This window comes from Mucilaginibacter roseus (assembly GCF_021215455.1).
GTDB lineage: Bacteria > Bacteroidota > Bacteroidia > Sphingobacteriales > Sphingobacteriaceae > Mucilaginibacter > Mucilaginibacter roseus.
In genome coordinates this window covers 298158-321982 of record NZ_JAJPWV010000001.1, presented here as the reverse complement: position 1 = coordinate 321982, position 23825 = coordinate 298158, and the positions used below count along the sequence as shown (strand labels likewise).

General features: G+C 43.7%; 22 protein-coding genes and 1 tRNA gene. 12 read left to right on the top strand and 11 right to left on the bottom strand.

Annotated features, from left to right (window positions below; all coding sequences use genetic code 11):
• Nucleotides 1-2: 2 nt before the first annotated feature.
• The gene (locus LT679_RS01430) at nt 3-1967 is read right to left on the bottom strand and encodes a tetratricopeptide repeat protein (RefSeq protein ID WP_232175117.1); all 1965 of its coding nucleotides are present in this window, start codon (nt 1965-1967) and stop codon (nt 3-5) included.
• Between the two features lie 570 nt (nt 1968-2537).
• On the opposite strand from LT679_RS01430, the gene ligD reads away from it, so the two are divergent.
• The 3 genes from ligD to LT679_RS01415 are packed head-to-tail and all read left to right on the top strand — an operon-like array spanning nt 2538 to nt 6474.
• The gene (gene ligD, locus LT679_RS01425; RefSeq protein WP_232175116.1) at nt 2538-5276 is read left to right on the top strand and encodes a DNA ligase D; all 2739 of its coding nucleotides are present in this window, start codon (nt 2538-2540) and stop codon (nt 5274-5276) included.
• Between the two features lie 2 nt (nt 5277-5278).
• Entirely contained in the window at nt 5279-5716 is a 438-nt protein-coding gene (locus LT679_RS01420; RefSeq protein ID WP_232175115.1) for a hypothetical protein, read from the top strand.
• On the top strand, nt 5716-6474 hold the full coding sequence (locus LT679_RS01415) for a DUF72 domain-containing protein (RefSeq protein ID WP_232175114.1): 759 nt from the start codon (nt 5716-5718) through the stop codon (nt 6472-6474). The genes LT679_RS01420 and LT679_RS01415 overlap by 1 nt, the downstream gene beginning before the upstream one ends.
• A gap of 25 nt (nt 6475-6499) precedes the next feature.
• On the opposite strand, the gene LT679_RS01410 is transcribed toward LT679_RS01415, so the two are convergent.
• From LT679_RS01410 to LT679_RS01380, 7 genes are all read right to left on the bottom strand, one after another.
• Nucleotides 6500-6973 carry a hypothetical protein gene (locus LT679_RS01410; protein WP_232175113.1) on the bottom strand — a complete coding sequence of 158 codons (474 nt, stop codon included), beginning with the start codon at nt 6971-6973 and terminating at the stop codon, nt 6500-6502.
• A gap of 114 nt (nt 6974-7087) precedes the next feature.
• Nucleotides 7088-7169 (bottom strand) — tRNA-Leu (locus LT679_RS01405).
• A 110-nt stretch (nt 7170-7279) separates the two neighbouring features.
• Nucleotides 7280-8683 (bottom strand): undecaprenyl-phosphate glucose phosphotransferase, encoded by a 1404-nt coding sequence (locus tag LT679_RS01400; RefSeq protein WP_232175112.1) that lies wholly within the window; start codon nt 8681-8683, stop codon nt 7280-7282.
• A gap of 264 nt (nt 8684-8947) precedes the next feature.
• Nucleotides 8948-10273 carry a nucleotide sugar dehydrogenase gene (locus LT679_RS01395; protein ID WP_232175111.1) on the bottom strand — a complete coding sequence of 442 codons (1326 nt, stop codon included), beginning with the start codon at nt 10271-10273 and terminating at the stop codon, nt 8948-8950.
• A gap of 84 nt (nt 10274-10357) precedes the next feature.
• The gene (locus tag LT679_RS01390; protein ID WP_232175110.1) at nt 10358-11293 is read right to left on the bottom strand and encodes a KpsF/GutQ family sugar-phosphate isomerase; all 936 of its coding nucleotides are present in this window, start codon (nt 11291-11293) and stop codon (nt 10358-10360) included.
• 73 nt (nt 11294-11366) lie between these two features.
• A complete protein-coding gene (gene kdsA, locus LT679_RS01385) occupies nt 11367-12140 on the bottom strand; it encodes a 3-deoxy-8-phosphooctulonate synthase (RefSeq protein WP_262909226.1) in 774 nt (257 codons plus the stop codon).
• A gap of 67 nt (nt 12141-12207) precedes the next feature.
• Nucleotides 12208-13422 (bottom strand): BaiN/RdsA family NAD(P)/FAD-dependent oxidoreductase, encoded by a 1215-nt coding sequence (locus LT679_RS01380; protein ID WP_232175108.1) that lies wholly within the window; start codon nt 13420-13422, stop codon nt 12208-12210.
• Between LT679_RS01380 and LT679_RS01375 the strand changes: the two genes are divergently transcribed.
• From LT679_RS01375 to LT679_RS01365, 3 genes are read left to right on the top strand one after another with little or no spacing between them, the layout of a single operon-like run.
• Nucleotides 13421-14041: an NADH-quinone oxidoreductase subunit A gene (locus LT679_RS01375; protein WP_232175107.1), complete on the top strand. Its 621-nt coding sequence runs from the start codon at nt 13421-13423 to the stop codon at nt 14039-14041. The two genes, LT679_RS01380 and LT679_RS01375, sit on opposite strands and share 2 nt — an antisense overlap.
• A complete protein-coding gene (locus LT679_RS01370; protein WP_262909225.1) occupies nt 14031-14513 on the top strand; it encodes an NADH-quinone oxidoreductase subunit B in 483 nt (160 codons plus the stop codon). Before LT679_RS01375 ends, LT679_RS01370 begins: the two co-directional genes overlap by 11 nt.
• The gene (locus LT679_RS01365) at nt 14510-14929 is read left to right on the top strand and encodes a DUF3592 domain-containing protein (protein WP_232175106.1); all 420 of its coding nucleotides are present in this window, start codon (nt 14510-14512) and stop codon (nt 14927-14929) included. The genes LT679_RS01370 and LT679_RS01365 overlap by 4 nt, the downstream gene beginning before the upstream one ends.
• Here the strand turns inward: LT679_RS01365 and LT679_RS01360 are convergent, their stop codons facing one another.
• The gene (locus LT679_RS01360) at nt 14930-15442 is read right to left on the bottom strand and encodes a hypothetical protein (RefSeq protein ID WP_232175105.1); all 513 of its coding nucleotides are present in this window, start codon (nt 15440-15442) and stop codon (nt 14930-14932) included.
• A 236-nt stretch (nt 15443-15678) separates the two neighbouring features.
• Here LT679_RS01360 and LT679_RS01355 point away from each other — a divergent pair, with 236 nt between their 5' ends.
• Nucleotides 15679-16623 (top strand): endonuclease/exonuclease/phosphatase family protein, encoded by a 945-nt coding sequence (locus LT679_RS01355; protein WP_232175104.1) that lies wholly within the window; start codon nt 15679-15681, stop codon nt 16621-16623.
• A 34-nt stretch (nt 16624-16657) separates the two neighbouring features.
• Here the strand turns inward: LT679_RS01355 and proS are convergent, their stop codons facing one another.
• Nucleotides 16658-18130, bottom strand: coding sequence for a proline--tRNA ligase (gene proS / locus LT679_RS01350; RefSeq protein WP_232175103.1), 1473 nt, complete (start codon nt 18128-18130; stop codon nt 16658-16660).
• Between the two features lie 104 nt (nt 18131-18234).
• On the opposite strand from proS, the gene LT679_RS01345 reads away from it, so the two are divergent.
• Together LT679_RS01345 and LT679_RS01340 are read left to right on the top strand one after the other, a co-directional pair.
• Nucleotides 18235-19152 carry a hypothetical protein gene (locus LT679_RS01345; protein ID WP_232175102.1) on the top strand — a complete coding sequence of 306 codons (918 nt, stop codon included), beginning with the start codon at nt 18235-18237 and terminating at the stop codon, nt 19150-19152.
• 35 nt (nt 19153-19187) lie between these two features.
• Entirely contained in the window at nt 19188-20669 is a 1482-nt protein-coding gene (locus tag LT679_RS01340; protein WP_232175101.1) for an OmpP1/FadL family transporter, read from the top strand.
• A gap of 142 nt (nt 20670-20811) precedes the next feature.
• Here the strand turns inward: LT679_RS01340 and LT679_RS01335 are convergent, their stop codons facing one another.
• The gene (locus tag LT679_RS01335) at nt 20812-21291 is read right to left on the bottom strand and encodes a Dps family protein (protein ID WP_232175100.1); all 480 of its coding nucleotides are present in this window, start codon (nt 21289-21291) and stop codon (nt 20812-20814) included.
• Between the two features lie 98 nt (nt 21292-21389).
• Between LT679_RS01335 and LT679_RS01330 the strand changes: the two genes are divergently transcribed.
• The 3 genes from LT679_RS01330 to LT679_RS01320 are packed head-to-tail and all read left to right on the top strand — an operon-like array spanning nt 21390 to nt 23784.
• On the top strand, nt 21390-22151 hold the full coding sequence (locus LT679_RS01330; RefSeq protein ID WP_232175099.1) for a DUF4905 domain-containing protein: 762 nt from the start codon (nt 21390-21392) through the stop codon (nt 22149-22151).
• Between the two features lie 21 nt (nt 22152-22172).
• Complete coding sequence (locus LT679_RS01325; RefSeq protein ID WP_232175098.1) at nt 22173-23159, top strand: DPBB and LysM peptidoglycan-binding domain-containing protein; 987 nt, start codon at nt 22173-22175, stop codon at nt 23157-23159.
• Nucleotides 23152-23784 carry a uridine kinase family protein gene (locus LT679_RS01320; protein WP_232175097.1) on the top strand — a complete coding sequence of 211 codons (633 nt, stop codon included), beginning with the start codon at nt 23152-23154 and terminating at the stop codon, nt 23782-23784. The genes LT679_RS01325 and LT679_RS01320 overlap by 8 nt, the downstream gene beginning before the upstream one ends.
• Nucleotides 23785-23825 lie beyond the last annotated feature (41 nt).

Below are 23825 nucleotides of genomic sequence, written 5' to 3'. Positions count from 1 at the left end.
ATTTAAAGCGCATAACCGAATGTAAAAGTAAAGCTGGTGCCTTTGCCGAGCTCGCTGCTTACACTGATAGTACCATTGTTTGCCAGCACAAACTCATGCGAAAGCATTAAACCCAGGCCGGTCCCTTTTTCACCATGTGTGCCGCGCTGGCTGGTATTTATGCGTTTAAAAACCTGCGCGGCCTGCTCGGCAGGCATACCAACGCCATTATCCTTTACATAAAACTCCAGTTCGCCCTCTGCCGCACCTGCTATGCATCCCACCATAATATACCCCCCGGTGCCGGTAAACTTTATAGCGTTTGAGAGCAGGTTGCGGATAATAAAATCAAACTGATCGGCATCGCCATACAAAGTTATGCCAAGCGCAATTTTAGTGTTAATGATGATCTGCTTTTCCGCAGCGGCATTTTTAAACAAGCGTATGTTCTGTCCAACAATCTCAGCGGGATCAAAACTTACCGGGTTTACTTGTTTTCCTTTTAGCTGCAATTGCCCCCAGCGCAATAATTTGTTCAGCACATCTAATGATGAATCGCAATTGTGCTGCAATTCCGTAACTACCTGCTTACGCTCAGACGCGGTAAGGTCGTCATCCTCAAGTAACGATAAAAAGTTTTTTAATGTGGCCAGCGGTGCACGCAGATCATGCCCTAAAACGGAGAACAGTTTATCTTTACTTTGGTTACTTGCAGTCAGGTCTGCATTCAGTTGCTGCAATTGCTTGTTGTAGGCGCGTATCCGGGCATAAAAAACCACTACAATAATTAATATAGTAATCACTGCAATCGCAATAAAAACAACTACTTTCTGCTCAAAGCGTTGCTCTGTATTTACGTATTTCAATTTTTCGACACTGGCGCGGCTTCGTTGCAGGTCATAACTGGCTTGAAGATTAGCTACCTCTGTGGCACGGGCTAAACTGAAAAGGCTGTCGCTTAAAGCGCGCTCGCGCCTGCTTACATCAAAGGCGGCCTTGTAGTTGCCCTGTTGCTGATAGATGGCGGCCATACGCTGCAAGGTTTCAATAGCTACCTTACTTGCTTTTTTTTGGTAGGCCAGGGTTACGGCTTGCTGTAGATATAACAACGCTTTATTGGCATCTTTTTGCTTATAAGTATCGGCAAGCCCGTTTAGCGTTTGCAATTCCCGCAGGTAGTTTTTTATCCGCCGCGCACGCGCTAAGGATGTTAGCTGTATTTGTGCTGCCTTAGCCGTATTACCCGCCTTGGCATAGGCCATACCAAGGCCGTTGAGCAAGGTTACGTTCAGCCCCGCGTATTGCGGTACGTTACTGAGCGCTATGCCTTTTTCGTAATAACTGATTGCCTTTTTTATTTCGCCTATTTGCGTGTAAACCACACCGTAATTATTATAAATGTAGAGCGTAACGCCACTTAGCGGAAGGGTCTTGGAAATGGTTTCGGCAGTTTTTAAATAGCTAAGCGCGATATCGTACTCAGACTGGCCCATGTAAGCTTCAGCAAGCGTAACGTTAGCCTCCATAATACCGGGTTGGCTATCGTTCCTTTCGTGCATACGCAAGGCCCTGAAAAAATAGCCGGTAGCCTTATCAAAGTTTCCCTGGCGCATCTCTACCACGCCCAGCCTGATTATTTCGCCGGCAATGCCTTCATCACTGTTAATCTGCTTATAAAGCTCAATGGCTTTCAGATATTTTTGCCGCGCGGCAGAAAAGCGCCCTTGGTTTTCATCAATAATGCCCCAGTGCGTGAGCATTACGGCCTCGCCCTTTTTATTGTTTAATTGTTTGCTAAGCTCAAGCCCCTTTTTGGCGTAAAAAATCCCCGAATCAGGAACAGAAAACCTATACTGAATTACAAGCTTTTCGTAATCGTCTACGGTTTTGGGGGTACTATTGGCAAAAACTTCAAGTGAAGAAATAACCAGCACGGCCAGGCCAATACACCGGGTCAACAAATACCGTATAGCACCAATTGCTTGCATTAATAGGAAAAAGTGGTCAAAAATAAGCATTTAAGCCTATTTAAAACTAAAGCTATTACATCGTTACATAGTACAAGCACTGCAGGCGCCAGTTACAAAGCGGATTGGTGGGCTTGTATAAACATACAATAGCGTAATCAAATAAAGCACTGGCATACAAGTTGCATTTTCTGTTCATAATTGATTACCCTAAAGAACAGTGCGATGTTTTATTTATCCTTTTTAATACCGGTAACGTTACTGGTACTTGCGTTCAGGCATTATCAAAGGTTTAATGCCAGAGTTGGTTCAGGAAAAGTAGCAGAAATAATCAGCGCCCGAAAAAACTATCAGCTTTATCTTGGCTTGGGTTGCTTCTGTGCTCTTGCTTTAATACTGTTCAAACTTTCACAGCTGCCGTCGGTGTTTCAGGCTCCCTGATAATTATCGACATTAAGCAAAAGCCATGGTTAAGCCATGGCTTTTTTGTTTTACAAAAATTTGCTAAGGCTTATACGTGTTTATACATCAGCTTTAAAACCTGCTGCTCTTTTAATTGTTAATAAAAACATTCAATTAAAGGTAAAAAACATGAGCCTTAAAGAGTACGAAAAGAAACGCGACTTTAATAAAACCTCCGAGCCGAAAGCCGGCCGCAGTAAGGACAAGAACCACCTGATGTTTGTGATACAAAAGCACGACGCCAGTCGCTTGCATTACGATTTCAGGTTGGAGATGGATGGCGTGCTCAAAAGCTGGGCGGTACCGAAAGGCCCGTCAACCGACCCGCAAAACAAACGGCTGGCCATGATGGTTGAGGACCACCCCTTTGATTACCGCAATTTTGAAGGCATTATCCCAAAGGGCGAATACGGTGGTGGCACTGTTATAGTTTGGGATGAGGGCACCTATGAGCCTATAGAAGAAATTAAAGGAAAGAAAGCGCAAGAAAAACATTTACTCAAGCAACTAAAAGAAGGCTCATTAAAAATACGCCTGCATGGTGAAAAATTACAAGGAGAATTTGCGCTGGTAAAAACACATGGTATGGGCGAAAACGGGTGGCTGCTTATCAAACACAAAGATGAATTCGCTTCAAAAAAGGACATTACCAAGCTCGATAAATCAGTATTGTCCGGCAAAACCATTGCGGCCATGGAGAAAACCAGCGAAAAGGTTTGGCAGAACGGTCATGAAGAAGATTTAGAAAAGCCCAAAAAAGCATCGAAAAAATCGGCAGCAAAAAAACAACAACCTGCCATGGCTGATGACAAGTTGGAGAAAGAAACTCATGAAAGCGAAAAGCCTGACCTGAATGTTGACGACCTGTTAAAATCGGCACCCAAAGCAAAGGCTCCCACCAAAATAAAACCCATGAAAGCTACTTTGGTTGACGAACCTTTTGACGACCCGGATTGGCTTTATGAAGTAAAATGGGATGGTTACCGGGCTATAGCGGTAATTGACAAGAACAGCGCCGAGCTGATTTCGCGCAATAATATTCCGTTTGATAAGTATTACCCTATAAATACCCTTTTAAAGGATTGGAAGATTAACGCGGTGATTGACGGGGAGATTGTGGTGTTGAACGATAAGGGTACTTCGGACTTTGGCGCGCTGCAAAACTGGCGCAGCGAGGCGGATGGCAACCTGGTATATTATGTGTTTGATATACTGTGGTATGAGGGTAAAGATTTAACTCAATTACCGTTGGAACAGCGATTGGCTATCCTGCAATCCGTTATTCCGGCGGATGATGACCGCATCCGCCAAAGCAAATCGTTCGCAGCCAACGGTGTCGAATTTTTTGAGGCGGCCGAAAAAATTGGTCTGGAAGGCATCATAGCAAAAAAAGCAAGCAGCGTTTACACATCCGATCTTCGCTCAAAAGAATGGCTTAAAATAAAAGTACAACGCCGCCAGGAAGTGGTTATAGCCGGCTTCACCAAAAACGCAGGTACATCCAAAGCATTCAGCGCGCTAATATTAGGGGTTTATGATGGCAAAACACTGCGTTACGCGGGCAAGGTAGGCACCGGTTTTTCGGACAAGCTGCAAAAAGAAATGATGGAACAGTTTAAACCGCTGATTACAGACAAAGTTCCGTTTGATGTAGAGCCGGATGTAGATAAACCGTCACGCTTCAGGCCCCAGCGTATGGGTGCCAAGCCAACCTGGTTAAAGCCCGAACTGGTTTGCGAAATAAACTTTGCTGAAGTTACCAGCGATGGTGTTTTCAGGCAGGCATCCTTTAAAGGCATGCGGGTTGATAAAAAAGCTAAGGATGTAGTGCTTGAAACTCCGCAGGATACTAAAGACACCGTTGATGAAGCGGAGAACGAACCTAAAGCCTCATCGCATAAGGCCATAAAACCGCCAAAGGATAAAGAACGCAAAACGCTGCTCAACCCGAAAGACGAAACACAGGTGCGCAAAATTTGCGGGCACGATATTAAATTTACTCACCTGAGCAAAGTATACTGGCCCGAGGACGGCATCACCAAGCGCGATATGTTTAACTATTATTATCGCGTAGCAGAATATATATTACCCTATTTGATAGACAGGCCAATGTCGCTCAACCGTTTTCCGAATGGTATACATGGCAAAAGTTTTTATCAAAAGGACGTGAAGGGCAAAGCACCTGATTGGATAACCAAAACCTTCCCTTACACTACAAGCGATGGCGAGCATAAGGAGTATTTGGTTGGCTCTGATGAATCGTACCTGCTATGGATGGCCTCGCTTGGGTGTATAGAAATGAACCCGTGGTTTAGTCGCGCGCAATCGCCCGACAACCCGGACTATTGCGTGATAGACCTTGACCCGGATAAGAACACGTTTGACCAGGTGATAGAAGCCTCGCAGGAAGTACGCAAAGTATTGGACGCGATCGGCGTGCCATCTTTTCCTAAGACCTCAGGCTCTACGGGTATCCATATCTACATACCCATGGGCGCTAAATATGATTACGACCAAACCCAAATGTTTGCCAAGCTAATAGTTCAACTGGTGCATGAGCAGATACCGGAATATACCAGTTTGGAGCGCATAATAAGTAAGCGAAAAGGTAAAATGTATCTTGATTTTTTACAGAACAGGCCGGGCGCAACCATCGCCTGCCCCTACTCGCTTCGGCCCAAACCTGGCGCAACCGTGTCAATGCCGCTTACCTGGGATGAAGTTAAGCCGGGATTAACTATGCGCGATTTTCATATTAACAATACTACAGACCGGCTTAAGGAAACCGGCGATCTGTTTAAAGGCGCCTTAGGAAAGGGCATCGATCTGGAAAAAACATTAAAAAAAGCGCAAAGCATATTCAAATAACTATGAGCATTATTAAAAACCTGATAGGCGGCGTTGCCGGTGCAGTTGCCTTAAACATATTACACGAAACCCTTAAAAGATTTGACCACGATGCACCGCGCGTTGACCTGGTTGGCGAAGAGGGCGTAAACAAAACCATTAAAGCAGCAGGCGGGCAACCACTTAGCGGCGATAAGCTTTATGCCGCTGCTTTGAGTGGCGATTTAATAAGCAATGCGCTCTACTACAGCACCATCGGCTTAGGTAAAAAGAAACATTTATTAGCACGCGGCGCAGCATTAGGGCTTGCTGCTGGTTTAGGAGCGGTGACACTACCAGAAAAAATAGGCTTAAGTGATGCGCCGGTAACTAAAACGCCGAGAACAACAGGCATGACGGTTGCCTATTACCTGTTTGGCGGCCTTGTAACCGCACTTACTATAAAGGCGCTGCGCAAGTAATGCATTCTGAAAAACTTAGCCGGTTTTATGCAGGTACGAGCAATGTAGAATTGCCAGTAAAGAATAAACTGCAATTTCCGGATGAATTTAAGCAGAGAAGCCGTTTGTGCTATTATGCCAGTTTATTTAATACAGTTGAGGTAAACAGCACATTTTATAAGCTGCCAATGCCTTCAACCGTCAAAAAATGGGCTGACGATGTACCGGATAATTTTCGCTTTACATATAAGCTATGGAGGCAGGTAACACACAATAAAGGCTTGGAGTTTGATCCGGCTGATGTAGCGCGGTATTTTGAGGTGATTAAGCAGGCTGGCGATAAAAAGGGGTGCCTGCTGATACAGTTTCCGCCGTCATTACAGGTAAACCACGTTCATCGGCTGCAATATCTGTTGAGTATTTCAAAAGATAGCGGTAATGACTGGAACACCGCCGTCGAATTCAGGCATAAATCGTGGTATACTGACCGGGTATATCAACTGCTGGAAAATTTCAACGCAACTTTAGTATTACATGACCTTCCGGCTTCTGCCTCTCCGTTGCTGGAACCTGCGGCTGACTTTGTTTACCTGCGCTTTCACGGGCCGGAAGGCGGCTACCGCGGCAGTTATTCGGATGATTATTTAGCGGAATATGCCTCGTATATTAACGAATGGCTTGATGACGGAAAAACGGTATACACATACTTTAACAACACCGTTGGCGGCGCTGTAAATAATTTAATTACATTACGGGATATGGTGATGGCTGACAGGTAATAAACATAAAGAGCCTGTTTACATATTACTTACTACCCACTACGTAGCCTATTAAAAAGGCAATAATAATTAAGGCCAGGCAAATGTATAAGCCAATTTTAAGCGACTGCAATTTTTTTGTCAGATCTATTACCTGCGATTGATTGGCCAGTTTCTCGTTTTGCAGGCGCATGTTTTGCTGCTGCAACTTGGCAAGCGTACCACCAACCTCATTTGGCCTTTGCTGCTCTAAATGGTAACGGCGGGTAAAGCCGCCCTCTTTTAAAAACTTTTCGCCTTTGGGTTTAAGTATAAGCTTCTCGGGCAACTCAAACTCACCGTGGCTGCCCGATACTACCACCAGATCTTCACGTATAAGTGCCTGTACCATGGCAAAGGCAGCGGCCTCGTCCTGATCAAATAAACTTAATATTTGCCGACGTGTAAGGCTATCCGGTACGCCGAACGACTCCAGCATAACATCCAGCATCTCACATTCATATTCGTTCAGATCGGTCATTCTTCAAAAATAATAAATAAGATGCTTTAAAGTATTGATATTTTTCACCGGGAAGGCATAAAATAACCTTAAAACAACAAAAGCAGCCCGATAAGGCTGCTTTTATGTCTGTTGTGCGGAAGAAGGGACTCGAACCCCCACGCCTCGCGGCGCCAGATCCTAAGTCTGGTGCGGCTACCAATTACGCCACTTCCGCATTAGGATTTTTACAGGCTGCAAAGATAGCTTTATTTACTTATTATTAAAATAGATTTTAAACTTTTAAGGTAAGTAGCTAATCCTCTTGCAATTATTTTTTACTTAATATTAGTATGCATTCTCTTCGCCGCGTACCGCGTTCCAGAATGTCAGGAAGATGATCTTCATATCCAGGAGGAATGACCAGTTCTCCAGGTACCATACGTCCGCTTCTACACGGGCCATCATATCCTCGGTGGTTTTGGTTTCGCCGCGAAGGCCGCGTACCTGTGCCCAACCGGTAATACCAGGCTTTAAAAAGTGGCGTACCATAAAGCGGTCTATAAGTGCCGAGTATTCCTCGGTGTGCTTAAGCATGTGCGGGCGCGGCCCTACTACGGACATGTTGCCTATCAATACGTTAAAAAATTGCGGCAACTCGTCTAAACTGGTTTTGCGCATAAACTTACCAATCTTGGTTACACGGTCATCATCCTTGGTGGCCTGCTTTTTATCCGAATCGTTGTTAACCTTCATACTGCGAAACTTGTAGCAGTTGAATGACTTATTATCACGGCCCGAACGTGCCTGCACAAAAAATACAGGCCCCTTTGATTGCATTTTAATGATGATAGCCAGTATCGGAAATAACCAACTGAATACAAACAAAATAATGAACAGTGAAAAACCGATATCAAAAAAACGTTTTATGGCACGGTTCAAAATATTCTCTAAAGGCTCGGGCCTGATGGATATAACCGGGATATGCCCAAAACTTTGTATCAGCGTTGGCTTTATACCGTAATCGTAATAATCGGGTATAAACTTAAAACGGATCAGGTTTTTATCAGCCTCAAGCATTAAACGTTCTATTTTCTGCGCTTCGGTACTTGGCAGCGTACAAAATATCTCATCTACACGGTTACTTATCGCGTAGCTGATGCTATCATTCGTATTACCCAGATAGAGCTCCTCGTTACGTAACTTGGCAGGATTATCATCAAAAAAGCCTACCACACGATAGCCCCGGCTGGGGTTGGTATTAAAAAAGTTAGCCAGATCATTACCTATACGCCCGGCTCCTATTATAATGGCACTGCGCGAATCAAGCAACAAAGCCCGGTCGCTACGGCGGATGCTAAGGAAGATCAATTTCCAGAAACCTAACAAAAATCCGAATAAGGCCAGCGAGTAGAATAAATATTCGCGGGTGATAAAATAAGCCTTGGTACCTATAAGTATGATTATGGTAAAACAAATAAAGCTTACAAATAAAAAATAAGTTTTTATTAATCCCCGGTAGGTACGGATGGAATCCTTATTCAACACATGCTCATAAAGGCCGGTAATATTTGCCGAAAGCAGCCATATCAGATTAAATACCAGTACGATGGGCAGGTAGTTTTTGTTGCTGATCCAAGAGATGTATGATTTATCTTCTATCAAATAAGCGATCACCATACTTAAATTCAATATGATGTAATCGATAGTTAGGTTGATAGCTTTAATAAAAGTAGTATACCTATGAATCATAGAAGCGAATAACTGTAAATTAGACAGCTAAAAATTATCAAGTTTTTAAAATTTAAACCTTAATATTATGAATTTTCAGCCCTGACAATAACAAAATTAAGAAAATTAAATTCCCCCGCTAATAAAATCGCATAAATTAACCTTTTCACTTAAGGAATACAGATTAATTAATATTCAAATATCTACCCGCAAAGCATCATCTGAAATTAATTTAATATTAAATATAAATATTTTTTAAATATTTAATTTGTTAGCCTTTTACCATTACAACCGGCCGTTGATAATGTTTCTATCAAGCAAACCCTTTAAATCATAAATCACAGAATTATGATCTTTTTTTAACGTAGTGTAATCGAGCGAGAGGAATTGACCGTGGGCTACAGCAACAATAATAGCATCATACTGTTTAGTTAATGGCTGCTCATCGGCAACCGTAGTGATAGCATACTCCGCTGCTACCTCGGCCGGGTTAGCCCAGGGATCATACACTATATAATTAGTCTCAAACTCGTCGAGCACTTTTACAATGTCAATAACGCGGGTGTTGCGAACATCGGGGCAATTCTCCTTAAAGGTGAAACCCAGAACCAGCACGTCTGCATTCTTTACGGGGATGCTGTTTTTTACCATCAGCTTGATTACCTCAAGCGCCACGTAAGTGCCCATGCCGTCGTTGAGCCTGCGGCCGGCCAATATTATTTCCGGATGATAACCCACTTCCTGGGCCTTTTGAGCTAAGTAATAAGGATCGACACCGGTACAATGCCCACCTACCAGGCCCGGTTTAAATTTTAAGAAGTTCCATTTAGTACCGGCAGCTTCGAGCACATCATTGCTATCAATACCTAAAAGGTTAAATATCTTAGATAGCTCATTAACAAAAGCAATGTTTATATCGCGCTGGGCATTTTCAATAACCTTACTGGCCTCGGCCACTTTGATGCTCGGTGCCTTGTGCGTACCTGCGGTTATAATGCTACGGTACAAACCATCAATAAAATCAGCCACTTCGTGTGTTGAACCGGATGTAATTTTGAGGATGTTTGTCAGCGTATGTACCTTATCTCCCGGATTAATACGCTCCGGCGAATAACCGGCAAAAAAGCCTTGATTAAATTTTAATCCCGAAACTCGCTCCAGTATCGGCACGCATACCTCTTCAGTTACTCCTGGGTAAACCGTCGACTCATAAATTACAACATCACCCTCATTCAGCACACCGGCAACAGTTTCACTGGCCTTTTCTATAAGGCTCAAGTCCGGGCGGTTATGCCTGTCGGTAGGAGTGGGTACTGATATGATATACACGTTGCAATCGCGGATAGCATTCGGGTCAGAAGTAAGCTGCAATCCATATTCATTGCCTTTGTTCAGTACAGATTTTAAGTCGCTCTCTTCAATTTCCAACGTACGATCATGCCCCTCAAGCAATTCGCTGACGCGCGCGTTGCTGATATCAAAACCCCAAACCTGGTATATTTTTGCAAACTCTACCGCTAATGGCAAGCCTACATAACCAAGCCCAATAATAGCTATCTGAACCTTTTGAGGTGTAGTAAAAACGGATGAAGGACTAAGGGTATCTGTCATTGTATAAATAAGCACACTGCGATAACAGCATTCAGGTTGAATAAGTTCAATTATGCATAAATACAGGCAACCTGTATTTTGTTTTTACTGGTTGTAGATTTGGTAAACGCCTTCAATAGCGCGGCTTTCGGCATCGCCTACCAAAACCGTGGTGATTTTTTTATCGATCATCAACTGCTCGGCATTGCTCATCAGTTCGTCACTACCGATGATGATGGGCGATGTGGTCATGATATCCGCTATTTTTAAGGTTGTAGTATCACTGTTCCTGATCAATGCGCGACGCAGATCGCCATCGGTAACAATGCCCTCAATGGCCGCGCTGCTGCCCACCATTACCATACCCAAACGCCCTGCCGACATGCGCATCAGCAGATCCGTAAAGGACGCATCCTTATCAATATAAGGCAGGTTATCCGTCCGCATGATATCTCTTACCTTTGTCAGTAGTTTACGTCCCAGGCTACCCCCCGGATGAAAACGTGCAAAGTCCTCATGTTTAAAATTACGGGCTTCCATCAGCGCTATGGCCAGGGCATCGCCCATAACCAGCATGGCTGTGGTTGATGAGGTTGGCGCCAATTCAAGCGGACAAGCCTCCCGGGTTATTTTAACGTTAAGGTGGTGATGGCTGTTTTTAGCGACGGTTGACGCAGGGTTGCCGGTAATGCCCACAATAATATTATTATGCCATTTAAGAAAAGGTATGAGTTTCAATACCTCGTCAGACTCGCCGGAGTACGAGATCAGGATCACCACATCATGCTCACTGATCATCCCCAGATCGCCATGAAATGCCTCAGCCGGATGCATGTAAAAACTGGGTGTGCCGGTGCTGGCCAGTGTAGCCGCTATTTTTTTTCCGATAAGGCCGGATTTACCTATGCCGGTAACAATGGTTTTGCCACTGCTGCCAAGTATGGTGGTTATAGCGGCATCAAAAGCATCATCAAGCAAACCGGCTACATGCGTTAGCGATTCTATCTCGATATCAAATACTCTTTTGGCTATGGTTTTCATTCGTCTTGAACCGGAATTTACAGAATTATGGGATGGGCAGAAATTTTGTAATTAATTACTTGCCCTTTACTATTTAAACCAATGTTGCTATTACTTTTTCCAGATCGTGGAGTTTGAGCATATTGGGTCCGTCGCTCAGGGCGTTGTCAGGGTCAGGGTGTACTTCCATAAAATAACCGTCGGCTCCAAATGCTTTTGAGGCAAGGGCCATCATAGGTACAAAGGTACGGTCGCCACCGGTTTTGCCGCCTGCACCGCCCGGGCGCTGTACCGAGTGGGTACAATCCATACATACCGGGTGGCCAAAGGCCTTCATGTCATATATATTCCTGAAATCAACCGCCAGGTTATTGTAGCCGTACATGTTGCCACGCTCGGTCAATATCACCTGGTTATTACCGGCTTCGATAACTTTTTGAGCAGGATAAAACATATCAGCCCCTGAAAGAAACTGCGCTTTTTTAACGTTCACAATTTTACCGGTTTGCGCGGCAGCCACCAGCAGATCGGTTTGGCGGCACAAAAAAGCCGGGATCTGCAAAACATCAACCACCTCGCCCACCACTGATGCCTGGTGACTCTCATGAATATCAGTCAATATAGGTAAACCAAAGCGCTCCTTTACATTGTTCAGCATCTCTAAACCTTTCTCTAAACCCGGACCACGGTATGAGTGAATGGATGTACGGTTAGCCTTATCAAACGATGATTTGAATATTACCGGCACATTGAATTTTTGCCCTACCTCGGCAACCTTTTCGGCAACGGTATACAGCAGTTCCTGGTTTTCCATAACACAGGGACCCAATATGAAGAACGGCTTTTGCCGTATTTGCTCAAACAACATAGATGTTATATTAATATTAGCAAAGATGATAAAATTCGGGCCAATTATAAACTTTTGCCAATTTGGCTTATAGCGCCTGCGCTATAACAAAACCGCTTGCCCATGCCCATTGAAAATTATAACCGCCCAGCCAGCCGGTTACATCAACACATTCGCCGCCAAAATACAGGCCGGGTACTTTTTGAGCTTCCAGCGTTTTGGAAGACAGTTCATCGGTAGATACCCCGCCGCGCATCACCTCGGCCTTATCGTAACCCTTATCGCCGGCAGGTTTTACCTTAAATTGATGTATTAGGTTTTCAATCAGATCAATATCTGCCTTACTTAACGATGCCAGATTTTTTTGCACCGGCAGCCTGTCTGCCAGCGCATCGGCAAACTTGCGGGTATAAAGGCCCGACAATAAAGCAAGCAACGTTTTTTTACCGTTTACTACACGTTCCTGCTGAATCAGCTCTGTTATGTTTTGCTGTGGTAACAAGTCGATGTAAATAAACTCACCCGGTTTCCAGTATGATGATATTTGCAATATGGCCGGGCCGCTTAATCCCCAATGCGTAAATAAAATATTCTCCTCAAAGCTGATCCTTTCATTCCACACCCGGCAAAAAATACTGTTGCCGGAAAGTTTCTCATACCAGGGCTGATCCTTACCGGTAATAGTTAACGGTACCAGTGCAGGAGCCGTATCAACAACCGCCATTCCGAATTTGCGTGCTATGCGCATCCCGATATCCGTAGCGCCCAGCTTAACAACCGGCAACCCACCTGAAGCCATAACTACTTTTGGCGCCAATATTTTTTGTTCGCGATCATGCCGCTCATAGGTTATTTCAAAAGCATCGTTAGCCTGTTCAACTGCTTTCACGGTAGTATTATACCAAATTTGCTGCTCCAGATCGGCACATAGGTTGGCAAAAACATTTACAATATCGCGGGCTTTATCAGTAACAGGAAATAATTGGCCAAGTGTTTTTTCTTTTCCGCTGATGCCATAGGCTTCAAAAAAACCGATGGTATCATCTACCGTCCACTGCGCGAAGGCCGACTTACAGAAGTGTGGGTTTTGTGAGATAAATTGCTGCGCCGAGGCGTACAGGTTGGTATAATTACACCTGCCGCCACCACTGATGAGTATTTTGGCACCGGGGCGGTCGTTCTTTTCCAATATCAATACACGCTTGCCTAAAAAGCCGGCCTGCACGGCACACATGAGTCCGCAGGCGCCCGCTCCAATTATTATAGCGTCAAAGTCTGTTTGTTTTTTTAAATTTGCTGTCATGCACGAGGTTTCGCAAATATCCGAATTTGGCAAGATACTGATATTTTTAATTGTCGGTTTTTTAGCCGTGGGCTTAACCTTTTTTTTAAATAAGCTGTTATCAAGGCAAAACCCTAACGATCTTAAGCTGTCATCTTACGAGTGCGGAGAAGAACCAACCGGCAGCGCATGGTTACCATTCAACTCCCGCTTTTATGTTATAGCCCTCATATTTTTGCTGTTTGATGTGGAAATGGTGTTCGTTTTCCCTTGGGCTACAGTGTTTGGCAATCACGAACTGATAGCCGCCGATAACCGCTGGGGATGGTTCGCGCTGGCTGAAATGTTCATCTTTTTAGGCATCCTGATATTAGGTTTAGTTTACGTATGGCGCAAAGGTGATCTGGAATATATTAAGCCTAAACAAGCCATACCAACTACTGATACCCGCATTCCCGCAGCATTATATGAGCAACTAAACTTGCAGCAAAGCGTTTACACCGTTAGGCCTTTTAGTACCGAACAGTTAGTTGAACCTATGGCACAAACAGTTGCAGCAGCACCCGCTACAACTGCCGAAGCCCCTGTGCGAAAACCTATGTTTAAACCAACTTTTAAAAAGCCCGGAAATGACGCCTGATATAACAAATGAAAGCGGTGGTGTAGTAGTAACCAAAATGAACGATCTGCTCAACTGGGCACGTATGTCATCCCTGTGGCCATTAAGTTTTGGTATTGCGTGCTGCGCTATCGAGATGATGGGTTCTATGGCTTCAACTTATGATCTGGACAGGTTTGGTGTATTTCCTCGTCCATCGGCACGCCAGGCAGATGTAATTATTATTGCGGGCACCGTTACCTTTAAAATGGCCGAGCGCATTAAACGCCTGTACGAGCAAATGCCCGACCCAAAATATGTGATCTCTATGGGCTCATGCTCCAACTGCGGCGGCCCTTACTGGCAACATGGTTACCATGTAGTAAAAGGGGTTGACCGTGTGATACCCGTTGATGTTTACGTACAAGGCTGTCCGCCACGCCCTGAAGCACTGATAGGTGCTATCCTCGAACTACAGAAGAAGATTGAAACCGAGCAATTGGTTAAGCTATGATGGAATTCTTAGACGCTAACTACCAGGCTTTGCTTTTTATTTTGATTGGTATTGTTGGCCTCGCGTACGGTTTGTTAAAGAAACGGCAAAAAGAATATCTTTTAAAGAACGGAATAAAAACTATTGGTATTGTCGCTGACCACGAGCTCGGTCGTATGTACGGCTCAATTAGTAAGACTATTTATTATCCAATAATCGAATTTGAAGACAATGAGGGTAAATTACGTAGATTGAAATCTGACTTTGGCTACAACTTTAAAGTATTCGAGCAAAATGAACAAGTTGAAATATATTATGACACTATTGATTTCCGTAAGTTCATAATCAATCATAATAATACTAAGCTATTCGATTATTTCCCTTTTATTGCCGGCGTTCTGTTTTTCTTAGCGGGGATATATAGTATTATTATATAATTAGGCGATGTCTTCCAATACCGGTTTTTCAGCCACTATCATATCTACCTTTTTCTGCACCTTATTGTTATAAATAGATATTATTACGATAGCCAGCATAGCTATGGCTACCATGTTTAACTGCATTGTAAAAGCACCATCTGACCGGATGAACATGGCGAAGTTTGATTTCATTAAACCAATATTGAAGTTAGGTCCGCCATCCTTTATACCCACTACAAACTCAAAGGCTGAACTATAGCTTAAACCGTAACCAAGCATGCGCCAATGCACTATTTGCAGACATTGATTAATAATGGTTAGCAAGGCTCCATATTTCTCATTGCGCAATAGCCCCACTCCAGCACGTATAGAGAATATAAAAAGCGACAATCCGAACATAAATATGAGAAGTAAGGCACCATTTATACTTCCGGTGTTAATAAGCATTTCGGCAATCAACAATAGGCCAAGCACCCCGCCTGCTATTTGCAACGACGAGATAATTTTGAGGATAAGGTTGTATTTTTTCATAATAAGGTTATCAAACATAAATAATTAAAACAACTTTACCGTTATAACATTTAATAGCAGTAATTTAATGGTGCAAAACCGGCATAGGTAAAGTACCTTGAACCCAAACTATGTATTTAGCTTTAACCGTCACAAGTTTTCTGCTTGTATTGCTTGTATTTTTGCCGCTCATTAAACACAGCTATTGGATATTCCGCTCGCTGGAATACCCCCGCTTTCAAAAATTTTTAATATGCGTGGGAATATTTATTGGCTGGGGAATATTTTATTCTATCACCCAACAAATAAACATTTACGCCATTGCAGCGCTTTGCATTGCCATACTTTACCTCATTTTTAAAATATATAACTATACAGTTTTTGCCCCTAAAGAGGTACGCAGTATTAAAAGCCGCGATGCAAAAAACGAGATCAAGGTGTTATCGGCCAATGTATTCCAGGACAATACCCAATATCAACGTTTGCTTGACCAGATAAAAACTGTAGATCCGGACGTAATCTTCCTGCTGGAAACCGATACAAAATGGGAAGCCGGGGTAAAACAACTTGAGGCTGATTACCCGCACATGCTTAAAGCGCCGCTGGATAACACTTATGGTTTATTGTTTTATAGCCGCTTTCCGCTGAGCGACGCCAGGGTAAACTACCTCATCAAAAACGACATTCCGTCTATAGAAGCCATAATCCATTTACCATCCGGCGTAAAGGTACAACTGTGGGGCTTGCATCCTGAGCCACCGGTGCCAGGCGAAAGCCTATACTCTACCGCCAAGGATAAAGAGTTGATGAAGATAGCTTTAAAAGCCCGTGATTGCGAGTTGCCCATTCTGGTTTTCGGCGACCTGAACGACGTGGCCTGGAGCTATACCACTACACTATTCAGCAAGGTAAGTGACTTGCTTGATGTACGTAAAGGCCGTGGTTTTTACAGCACCTTTTCTGCCAATCATTGGTTTTTACGCTTTCCGCTTGATTATATTTTTTGTTCCGCCGAATTTGGACTGGTGCAGATGCGCCGCCTGCCCTTCAATGGATCAGACCATTATCCAATATTTACCCACCTGATATTCAACAAACGCCTCGAGCGTGTGCAGGATGGCCCTGAGGCCGACGAAGATGATATTGAAGAGGCGGAAGATATTATGAATAAAAAACAGAGGAATAATAAATGGACTAAGTAAACACTTAGCCCATTTATATTTAAATAGTACTTAATTAATAAGCCCTTGCAAACAATACCCTTTGGGTTGATGGTTTGCCCGTTAATATACACTTACCTTCCTCCTGCGCATTATTCAATGGTATGCAACGGATGGTAGCCTTGGTCTCTTCCTTAATGCGTTGTTCTGTTTCAGGCGTACCATCCCAATGGGCTGACAGGAAACCCGGTTTTTCATCAAGCAAACGCTTGAATTCCTCGTAAGTATCTACTTCGGTTGTATTTTCCTCACGGAAGTTATAGGCCTTGCTGTAAATATTGCTTTGTATTTCTTCAAGCAACGCCTCGATGGTATTGGCCAAACCTTCTTGCTGAACCGTTTCCTTGGTTTTGGTATCGCGGCGTGCAAGTTCAACGGTACCGTTTTGCATATCTCGGCTGCCGATAGCTACACGTACCGGTACACCTTTAAGCTCATATTCGGCAAATTTAAAGCCCGGGCGTTGGGTGTCCCGGTTATCAAACTTAACAGATATGTCTTTTGCTTTTAAATCATTAGTTAACGTTTTAACATACGAGCTGATGTTTTCCAGTTCTTCATCATGCTTGTAAATCGGCACAATTACTACCTGTATAGGCGCCAGTTTCGGCGGCAATACCAAACCGGCATCGTCAGAGTGGGCCATTATTAAAGCACCAATTAAACGGGTTGATACACCCCATGAGGTAGCCCAAACGTAATCAAGCTTACCCTCTTTATTGGCAAACTTTACATCAAAGGCCTTGGCAAAATTTTGTCCTAAAAAGTGCGAGGTACCTGCTTGCAAAGCTTTACCATCCTGCATCAGCGCCTCAATACAATAAGTATCTAATGCACCGGCAAAACGCTCATTTGCAGTTTTGCGGCCACGTACTACCGGTAGTGCCAGCCAGTTTTCGGCAAAGTCGGCATATACATCCAGCATTTGTTCTGTTTCGGCAACAGCTTCTTCAGCAGTAGCGTGGGCGGTATGGCCCTCCTGCCATAAAAACTCGCTGGTGCGTAAAAACATACGGGTACGCATTTCCCAACGCATTACATTAGCCCATTGGTTAACCAAAATAGGCAAGTCACGGTAAGATTGTATCCAGCCTTTATAAGTATTCCAGATAATGGTTTCTGATGTAGGGCGAATGATCAGCTCTTCCTCTAATTTTGCTTCGCTGTCTACAACAATCTGGCCATCTTCATCGTTTTTCAGGCGATAATGAGTTACTACGGCACATTCTTTGGCAAAGCCTTCAACGTGGCTTGCCTCTTTTGAGAAAAATGATTTAGGTATTAAAAGCGGAAAATAAGCATTGCTGTGGCCGGTGTCTTTGAACATCTTATCCAGCACCGATTGCATTTTTTCCCAGATCGAGTAGCCATACGGCTTGATGATCATGCAACCCCGCACGGGCGAATATTCGGCCATGTCAGCTTTTATTACTAATTCATTAAACCATTGCGAGTAATCTTCGTCTTTACTAATAATACCTTTGCTCATTTTATATTTGTGGAATGGATTTTGACCTTTAGATTAATATATAGTGCTGCCAAATTTATAAATTTAAAACTTATCCGGGTTCGAACTTTTTACTAAACATATATATGAAACTTCATATTACCATAGGAATTGCATTACTCAGCGCTGCAGCACTGAGTTCATGCTCAACCACCAAACTGGCTTCCAACCAGAGTTTTGGCGATGACGATGTGTATCATACCCAGGCTAAAGCCGGTGATGCGCCGGTTTATGCGGCACGCCCTGTTTACCGCAACGAAGATCCGGGTGTGGGCAGCGACGGGTACGAGGATGATTACTACACTACTGATGACGAATATTATTACTATGACGATTATTCATCGCGCATAAACCGTTTCGGTTATTTTTCACCGTTTGGTTATTATGATAATATGTACTACGGCTATGGCCCATACGGACCGGGCTATGGTTACGGCAGCGGCTGGGGCCTTGGTTTAGGTTACGGCTATGGCGGCTGGGGTGTAGGCTTAGGTTATGGCTGGGGTGGATATGGCTATTCTCCATGGGGTTACTCACCATGGGGTTATGGCGGCTATGGCTACGGCCTTGGTTATGGTGGCTTAGGCTATTCTTACTGGGGTACTGGCTGGGGTGGCTCACCTTACTGGGGCGTATACTCTGCGTACCGTTCATCTGGCAATGCCCGCCCTATCAGGGGTTCAGGCAACCCACGCAGCGGTTTAACAGCGGGGCGTAACAGTATGGGCACCAACAATGGCGCATCGTATTATCCAAACCGTCCTAACAGGCTTAGCGGCACCGGCGGATCAAACGGATCATATACCGGCAGAGGTAACAATGGTGCTGGCCGTGATATTAGTGGCGACGCGAGAGTTTCAAGACCATCTTCGGGCGAAAACAGGCCAACATATCAACCGCCAGCAACTTCACGTCCGTCGTCTTCTCCATCAAGTTTTGGTGGCGGTTCGTCAGGCGGTGGTTCTCGTGGCGGCGGCGGCGGTGGTCGTCCTTCACGCAACTAACATTCATCCAATTATCACGTTAACCTATTTTAACAATGAAATTCAAACATATACTAAGTGCGATGGCTATGGTAGCCATCGCCAAAAGTAGCTTTGCCCAATATTCACAGGACGCAATTAGATTTTCAACCACACAACCCGGATCAACCGCCCGTATAAAAGCCATCGGTAATGCCAATGTTGCCGTGGGTGGCGATCTTACTTCGGTTAGTGGCAACCCGGCCGGCTTAGGTTTTTTCACCCGTTCGGAGATTAGCGTTACGCCGGAGTTAAACATATTCAAATCAAAAAGCGACTACCTTGGCAATACAACCAATGATAGCAAGAACAATGGCAACCTGAATAACGCGGCGGCCGTATTTTATTCTCAGTTGAGTACCGCGCGTGGCGCCAAAAAAACCGAAGGCTGGCTAAGCCTTAACTTTGGTTTGGGATACAGCCGCACCAATAATTTTTATGATAATACCACTTATGGTGGTAATAACAGGGCGAGCTCAATAAGTGATTATTACACTGACAGAGCTAATGCCAGTGGTACTGACCTATTAGCTGATTGGGCATACGCACATAAGTTGGTAAGAGATTATAGAGATCAAAATAATAACCAATACTATGGTAGCGCGGTAATTATAGATAATAATACACCTGCGGTTCAACGTAATGTTATTACCCGCAGTGGTGGACAATCTGAATTTAACCTCTCGTTAGGCGCAAACAATAGTAATAAATTTTATGTAGGTGCTAGTTTAGGTATAGCTACCATTAATTATAATTCAACACAGGTATTTTCAGAAAGTGGCGATTTATCTTACCTGCAAAATAACACCAATGTTACGCGTGGCTTTCAATCCGCATTTATGCAGGACCAGGCAACCCGTGGTACCGGAGCTAATATCAAGTTAGGTATGATCTACAAACCTGTTGAAGCGCTACGTTTAGGCCTCAACTTTACCTCGCCTACCTGGTATAATATGGAAGATACCTACCGCGAAACATTGGCAACTGATGTAAGCGGCGACAATAGCTATCGCAACTCAGAGGTTTATACCTTAAACTATGACCTGCGCACACCTTTAAAGGTGGCAGGCGGTATAGCTTACTTCTTTAAAAATTATGGTTTTATTACCGGTGACGTGGAGTACGTTGATTACAGCTCCGCGAGGCTGATGAGTAATGACAGCTATGATGCCGAGTATGAAGATAACCCGAACATCCGTACATTTTATAAAGGAGCTATTAATACCCGTGTTGGTGCCGAGGCCCGTTTAGGTAAGTTTGCTTACCTTCGTGGTGGTTACAACGTTTTCGGCAACCCGATGAAAGATAATGGCAGCAACATCAAAACCGCCTCAGGTGGTTTAGGCTTCCGCTCAGGCCATTACTCTGTTGATGCCACTTACCTCCACAGTACCGGTTCAAACACGGTTTTCCCGTATGAGGTTGGCGACGCAAGTCCGTCAGCCCTGATCAACGGTACTAATGATAATTTATATTTGACAGTGAGCTACAGATTCTAATCCAGACCTGAATTTTTGGAATTTGGGAATTATCAGAATTTTGAATTGCTTATATTTATAAAAAGAGAAGCCCCGCTGATTCAGCGGGGCTTCTCTTTTTAATTTAGTTATGAGCGTAATCTATTATCTCACTTCTACCAAATTAATCTTCGTTAACAAATGAACGTAGCATCCAGGTGGTTTTCTCTTTAAATTGCATAAAGCGGTTAACCATATCGTTAGTGCCATCGTCGCCAGCATCGGCAGTTACATCCAAAATTTCGCGTTCCATGCCAATTAATAAAGCCATATCCTGAATAATCGCACGCACCATATCGGTATCTTTCATACCGATGGTGTTTATCTCTTTGATGGTTGACTCTTTAATATAATCGGCAAAGGTGCTATGCGGCGGTTTGCCTAACGTTAAAATCCGTTCAGCAAGTTCATCAATAGTGGTTAATGCTTCGGTATATAACTCTTCAAATTTAAGGTGCAGGGTAAAAAAGTTTTGTCCTTTTATATTCCAATGACAGCCTCTTAATTTTTGGTAGTGAATATGGTAATTGGCCAGCAGATCGTTTAACAAATCTACCACCGGTTTTACTTTACGTTCTTCGAGGCTTATTTCTTTAGCGTCCATAAGATTTAAATGTTGTTTTGTTGTTAACAGGTTTATGAAATCAATGTTTGTACCAAATCTAAGCAGATTTTAATAATTATAGGGATATTTGCAAACTTATGACAGCGTTACAACCCATCATACAAAAAAGCTTTAACGGCGCTGTCTGGCGCATGGATATTGATGAGGTAACCGCAACGCTGGCACTCGAAATCAGGAATGAGGCTGACAGAACGACAAGCTTTGCCGCTATAAACCTGCCACACGCAAAAACAAACTTTGAAAACTATACCATGCATGAGCGTTGGCTTACCGGCATGGAAACCGCGCACAACGGTGTGTTATTGCTGCACTATTTTCAAAGTGAAAGCACGCCTGTACATAAGGGCATTACCGCTATTGATGTTGAAAAAGGGACAGAATTATGGAGCAACTTTTCGCTCGCATATGACCATTTAAGTAATTCAGGGCCGGTATTGTTTAACACGCAATTGCTGCCCAAAAAGCTTTATGTACACGATATCACAACCGGCAAATCAATCAAACCATACAATCAAATTACTGATAGTGAGTTAATTAAACAAATTGAGGTTCCGCAGTACCTGCCGCCGCTACAACTGCCCTTTCCATTGCAGCATTTAGAGCCCGCAGGTGGTTTAATACATTATATAGAGCACAATGGTTACAGAATTGTATCTTTGCACACCCGAAACGACGGGGTATTGCAACAATGGTTGTTTGTGCTTAACAACGACCGCATTTGTTACGAAGAATTATTAATGACCGGTATACAAAAATTACAGCCCGAGGCGTTTGTATTACATAAAAATTGGCTTATCTGCCTCAAAAACAGAACCGAATTGTTGGTTTTGGAATTATAATTTATTGTATTATAAAACATTATGAAATTTAAGCTCCCTTTGCTATTGATATCAACCCTTACCTTTTCAGTTCCCGTATTTGCTGGTAATGTGATTGACTCAATAGGCGTTGAAAACCAAAACGGAAAAAAGATCATCCTACATAAAATAGATCCGAAAGATAATTATTACGCTATAGGCCGCCGCTACAACGTAAAGCCGAACGCCATTATAAAATTCAATAATAACGCGCCTATGCGCATTGGCAATGTCATAAAAGTACCTACTGAGTTACCTTATGAAGATGGCCAGCAACAGGTAGCTACTACTACCCCTCCTGCCCAACAGCAACAAGCGCAAATCAGGCCGGTTACGCAACAGCCAGTACAAACACCAGCTAACAACATGCCCGCAGCGCAGCAACAAACACAACCAACTGCGGACGCAGGCAACATCCCCGAATATCAGGATTACAAAGTATCGGCAGGTGAAACCTTATTCGCCATTGCGCGCCGCTTTAACACTACTGTTGATGACATCGTAAAAATCAACAACCTCACAAAAAAATCGCTTACCGCCGGGCAAATTATTAAAGTGCGTGCCAACAAAACCACCACTACGCCGCCGCCGGTAGTTACAGTGCCGGATACTAATAAGGTTGCCGCAGTACGCGACTCTACTGAACCGATGCCGGTGTCAACAACCGACTCTGTAGGTGGTGGCGTAAGGCCAAACCGTTACGGCTTGTACGAAAAAAATGAAAAAGGCGTAGCTACCTGGATGGAAGAGGCCGGTCTTGACCCGAACAAGAAACTGGTCCTGCACCGTACTGCCCCGATAGGCACCGTGATCAAAATCATTAACCCGATGACCAACCGTACTACCTTTGCGAAAGTTGTTGGCCGCTTTACTGATAACGAATCAACCAAAGACGTTATCATTGTTATGACTAAGAATGTAGCCGAATCATTAGGCGCGCTTGATAAACGTTTTCACGTAAATTTAAGCTACGGTACTACGAATGAATAAACCCTATATAGTTGGCATAGCCGGTGGCAGCGGCTCTGGCAAAACTTTTTTTTTAAAGTGTTTTTTAAAGCATTTCAGCAACAGCGAGGTTGCCCTTGTATCGCAGGACGATTATTACTTCCCGGTTGCGCAGAACATGACGGCCGAAGAAAATAAGCTATATAACTTTGACCTCCCCGCCACCATTGACCATACTCATTTTGAAAATGATATTGAGGCGCTGCTGAACAACCAAAGCATTACCAAACTCGAATACACATTTAATAACCCGAACGCCAAGCCAAAAACGCTCGAGATAAAATCGGCTCCGATATTGATTGTTGAGGGTTTGTTTATTCTGCATTTCCGCAAAATTGCCGACATGCTGGATTTAAAGGTATTTATTGATGCTGACGAAGATGTTGCGCTGCAACGCCGCCTGAAACGCGATTTAATTGAGCGGGGCTACTCAAACGATGACGTGCAATACAAATGGGTTAACCATGTGGTGCCTGCATATAGAGAGTATTTGCTGCCTTATAAAGATGAATGCCATAAGGTAGTACTTAACAACGGCCATGTAGCTGAAGATATCATCAGCATAACGGAAGAGATAGCAAAGGAAATACGCGCTAAGGTGTTTTGAGCAGTTCATGGTTAATGGTTCATCGTCGGAATATGCAAAAC